This window comes from Candidatus Kurthia intestinigallinarum (assembly GCF_003991225.1).
In the GTDB taxonomy this organism is placed as follows: domain Bacteria; phylum Bacillota; class Bacilli; order Bacillales_A; family Planococcaceae; genus Kurthia; species Kurthia populi.
The window spans coordinates 1-1,509 of sequence record NZ_JTFC01000190.1 but is presented as its reverse complement, the minus strand read 5'-3'; the positions used below and the strand labels follow the sequence as shown (position 1 = coordinate 1,509).

General features: G+C 37.1%; 2 protein-coding genes and 1 pseudogene. 1 reads left to right on the top strand and 2 read right to left on the bottom strand.

From position 1 onward, the window contains the following. Positions 1-303 (top strand): annotated as a pseudogene (locus QI30_RS20730) (hypothetical protein); the annotation flags it as partial. Between the two features lie 62 nt (positions 304-365). On the opposite strand, the gene QI30_RS19685 reads toward QI30_RS20730, so the two are convergent. Next, entirely contained in the window at positions 366-1,259 is an 894-nt protein-coding gene (locus QI30_RS19685) for a tyrosine-type recombinase/integrase (protein WP_126992142.1), read from the bottom strand. A gap of 37 nt (positions 1,260-1,296) precedes the next feature. Then, on the bottom strand, positions 1,297-1,509 hold a 213-nt coding region (locus QI30_RS19680), incomplete at its 5' end, for an abortive infection family protein (RefSeq protein WP_199754750.1).

Genomic DNA, 1,509 nt, shown 5'->3' with positions numbered 1-1,509 from the left:
ACTATATGTACTGAGACTTACCTTGTTTTTGGTGCCGAGTTAGATTTAGATGAACAATCTGCTCAGAACCTTTCCAAATACTTACAAACAAAGTTCTCAAGATATCTTCATAGCCTAGCAAAAGGCAGTCAAGATGCTGCATCAAAAACATATCGATTTATTCCTTTACAAAATTTTAAATCGAGTTCAGATATTAATTGGAGACTCCCGGTTGATAAAATTGATCAACAGTTGTACAACAAGTATGAGTTTTCATCAGATGAAATTAACTATATTGAAAATAAAATTAAGCCGATGAATTAACTAATTAAGGTCCCCTAATATATCTAGGTAACACTTATAAATATAGGGTACCTTAATATTTTCTATAAATAATTATCTACATCCTCTGTCTTCAATTTTATATAATGCTCCATAATTGTCTGGTGTGACTTATGACCAGATTGCTTAGCAATCGTTGGAATGTCCGCACCCTTTTGGTACATGGCAGTAATCTGCGTTTTTCGAAAGGTGTACGGTGCGAAGCCGAGCCAGCTTTGAATGGCTTGATTGTAGCTGACTTCACTAATTTGTCGACTCGTGTGGTTGCCCCATTTATCGGCAGCTCCGACGAAATAATCCTCTGGCATTAATTCGCATGCCACGATATAGTTTCGAATCGCCTGCACGCACTCTAGCGTCAGGCGTTTTTCTTTCATCTCACCCTGCTTGACCATCATTACTTGAACTGTGCGATTTTCTAAATCGAAGTCACTCACTTTGAGCCGTACCATTTCCGAAGGACGGTTCGCCGTAATAAGGTTCACTAAACAAATCGCACGCTTGCGCATATCACTTTTCTTATCGGTATCGTACCGATCAATGAGTCGCAGTACATCACTTTGCTTTTCAGCTCTTTTCCCACGCATCGGCTTTAAGCGCAAATATTCCTCTTGATTATATAAGCCTCGCAGTAATTTGATGCTCGTATCGTGCGCTGAGGTGAATTGAAATCTATATTCATGCACTAACCAGTATTTCACGCCGGCTAAACGTCGGTTAAATGTCGACAGTCGCACTTGCTGTTGTGTAATTAAATGATGAAGATACAGTTCTAACGATTCAAAATCTAACTTTAATAAATGTTCATCGCAAAACGCCTGGAACTGTTTAAAGTCAGATTGATATTGCATCAACTTTTGTTGTTGGATTTTCTGCAGCGTTTCATCTTTTTGTTTGGTCATTTTATATTGCTGCAAAGAAAATAGAGTTTCTTCCATAGTATAAATCCTCTTTTCCTACCAGTTGTGTAGAGACCTAAAAAGCATACTCTGCATCCATTTCAATTTCATCAACAAATTTCAAAAGTGAGATGACATGATTGCAAATCAATTTACTCTCATTCTTATTTAAAATTACATTGTCATGAGCATAACTTTCCGTATTTCTAACATGATTAAAGTTATTTAATACATTCATGTTCGCCTTAATAATTTGAAGAGTCATGTTTGATTGAACCCGACCAGAGGC